General features: G+C 47.3%; 2 protein-coding genes. Both read right to left on the bottom strand.

Annotation, left to right across the window (positions count from 1 at the left end; all coding sequences use genetic code 11):
- Window positions 1-112: 112 nt before the first annotated feature.
- Complete coding sequence (locus tag AC1DWN_RS30805) at window positions 113-799, bottom strand: sulfite exporter TauE/SafE family protein (protein WP_477562671.1); 687 nt, start codon at window positions 797-799, stop codon at window positions 113-115.
- Window positions 796-3,072 carry a heavy metal translocating P-type ATPase gene (locus tag AC1DWN_RS30800; RefSeq protein WP_477562670.1) on the bottom strand — a complete coding sequence of 759 codons (2,277 nt, stop codon included), beginning with the start codon at window positions 3,070-3,072 and terminating at the stop codon, window positions 796-798. Before AC1DWN_RS30800 ends, AC1DWN_RS30805 begins: the two co-directional genes overlap by 4 nt.
- Between the last annotated feature and the right edge of the window lie 245 nt (window positions 3,073-3,317).

Genomic DNA, 3,317 nt, shown 5'->3' with positions numbered 1-3,317 from the left:
CCACAATACCGCTCACTAGTTTCACAATCTGAAACTACTTTATATTCCCACCAAGCCGCCTGATGAGTAAGTAATTCTATCAACAAATTCAATATTGCCTCCAAGCCATCCTCTACCAAAGCCAAGGTGATATCGACGGTATAACTCCGTTAACGGCCAACCCTCGAAGTATCGCTAATACGCCCACTGCAATTGCTGTTATTACTCCTGCTCTTCGCATAAACCGCCGCCATTTCTTATTGGCAAACGAGGCAATAGATGCAGCTACCGCTAAGGCAGGAAATGTAGACAGACCAAACAATGCCATAACAGCTGCCCCTGCAACAACTGATCCCGTTGAAGCCGCGGTCATTTGCATCGCATAGGTTAGACCGCAAGGCAAGAATCCAAAAGCTATACCTGTTGCCAGTAAATGAATGGCCTCTTGACTTGAAGAACGCTGAGCGCCACCTACCAGTCTTTTGTGCAATACAGTTGATAGCTTGTGCATAAGCGGAAGCTGAAACCTTTTCCATAGCCATAACAGCACAAAGCAACCTCCGATGATTGAAGCGAGCCCTTGCACCCCAGCAAGTTYGCCTGCTACATCTACAAAGGAGCCAACTGCTCCCATAACCGCACCTAGCAAGGAGTATGAGAGAATACGCCCAGCGTTGTACAATAGCATGGATTTCCGCACTGTTGCGGTAGATTGCAGCGATACCGCGGATACTATACCGCCGCACATAGCTATGCAATGAGGAGCGCTAAACAAACCAGTTAATATAATCAATCCAATTTGGTTCCATGTAACAATCATGAGTGTGAGCCTTCTATACGCCGCAATTGACCTGATAACCGGAGCGCATTGCCTACGACTGAAATCGAGCTAAGCGCCATCGCCGTACCCGCCATCCATGGCTGTAGAATACCGAATGCAGCAAACGGAATAATGATGACATTATATAGGAAAGCAAAAGTCAGATTCTGCTTCACATTGCGTATCGTTAACCGACTGATACGGACTGCCTCGGGAATTGATTTTAAACGTGAAAATAAAAGTGTCATATGCCCCGCACTCAGCGCGGCATCCGTTCCATTCCCCATAGCCATGCCTACATCCGATGCTGCTAAAGCCGGTGCGTCATTCCAGCCGTCTCCAGCCATTGCAACTCGTTTCCCCTGCCTTTTTAAAGACTCAACAAGCGCCAGCTTATTCTCTGGCAACATAGAAGAATGAATCACCGTAATACCTGCCGCCTTCGCTACTGCTCGTGCCGGAGCTTCATGATCTCCCGTTGCGAGTACAGCCGTTACACCTAACTCCTTTAATTCCTTCACCACGTCACGAGCGTGTGGCTTGATCATGTCGGTTAAAGCAATAACACCCACACAGACGCCTTCAAGGGAAGCAAATAACACCGTTTCACCTACCGATTCACGACTCACTGCAAACGCCTTGGCCTCTTTGCTGACTTCCCAGCCTAGCTCTGCCGCAAATCGTTCATTACCAACAGCAAATTTCTGCGTCTCCACAATCGCCTTCACACCACCTCCTGGTGTATATGATTGCTGTTCTGCTTTTGGGATTACAAGCCCCATATGCAAAGCTTCTAGTTTAATCGCAGCTGCTAGTGGATGAGCCGATTCCGACTCAGCTGCAGCGGCAAATCGCAATATCATTGAACGGGTGCCTTTCACTGCAAGTATCGAGCTTACGCGCGGCTTGCCCTCCGTCAATGTACCCGTTTTATCAAAAATAACCGTTTGAATACGAGCAAGTCGCTCTAATGCTCCCGCTTCCTTCGTTACAATGCCTTGCTTTGCGAGCCTTCCCGCCGCTATAACAAGTGAAATTGGAGCAGCTAAGCCAAGCGCGCAGGGACAGGCAGCCAACAAAACAGCTATCGTACATACGAAGGCCTTGCTCCAATTACCTGGATCTAAGATTGCTCCCCATAAAATAAATGTGATGATTGCAAAAAGTAGCATCATCGGCACGAACCAGCTCGCAGCGACATCCACATTTCGTTGTATCGCAGACTTTGACCGCTGCGCTTGCCGGACAAGCTCTTGAATTCGGTTAAGCATCGTATCATGGCCAGCCGCCTCTGTACGAATACGAATACAGGCACTCTCATTGCGCGTCCCCGCATATATACGATCGCCCACCCGCTTCATAACCGATAAGCTTTCCCCCGTCAGCAGTGATTCATCAGCCGTTGAAATACCTTCACTTACAAAGCCGTCAACAGGCACGATCTCTCCTGCCTCTACAACTACAATATCGCCGGCGCGCACAAATTCAGTACGAATTTGCAGCAATTCGCCTGCTCGTTCTACCATAGCTGTTTGACTTAACAGCTTACCGTAACCGTCCGAGCCTTGCTGTGCTCGCAAGGAAGCTCCGGTTTCAATATATTTTCCGAGTAGAACCGCAGTAATCACAACAGCAGAAGTTTCAAAATATAACGGAGGAGCGTGAGCAGCAGTATTCGCCGGACTAAACAAACCTTGCTGAAATACAACAAAATGACTGTATAAATAGGCCGCTGTCGTCCCTATCACGACGAGCACATCCATATTGGCACTCCGCTGCCTCAACGCATGATAAGCGCCAAAGTAAAAAGGCATGCCAATGACAAACTGAATAATAGTTGCAAAAATTAGCTGAAGCCAGGGCAGTAACAGCCATTTCGGCAAAATACCGAGTAATGGCTCCAGCATAGGCAGATGCTGCGCCATTGACGCCAATAGCGGTATTGTAAAAATCACCGCTGCAATGAGTCTTAGACCAAGCGTATTACGCTCCTTACGAAGTCCATTGCGCGGCGGCTCATTCATTAGTGCTTCGAAGCCTAGCTGTTTGATACGCTCTGCTATTTGCTGCAGCCCTACATAATTAGTCGAAAACTGAACCCAGGCTGTACGCAGCGGAAAGCTGACTGCCGCTGATTGTACGCCTTCCATTTTGCCAACTGCCTTTTCAATACGCGCCGCACAAGCGGAACAGCTCATTCCCTGCACAGAAAAATCTATCGTTACGTCCATACTCGTCGTTTCATCTTGATTGATGCGACCTGCATGCTCCATCTATCGCCACCGCCTTCCACTCTTACTCTTCACTTACTATGCCTGTACCTCTGAGTTAAACTATATGACAAGCAAGTGAATTGCATGAATGGAACATTTAATAACAAAGCAACAATAAATAAACCGATAACGTGAAAATCCATCGATTTCTCTATTCTTTATTTAATTAAGCTTCCTATTTTTCGTCTCACTGCTGCAAACTAGCTATCTGKTGATTTTTCAGCTATTATTAATATCTATTACAT

This window comes from Paenibacillus sp. P4_A7, from assembly GCF_056402455.1.
The sequence above is the reverse complement of the archived record's forward strand: the minus strand, read 5'-3'. Positions and strand labels throughout refer to the sequence as shown.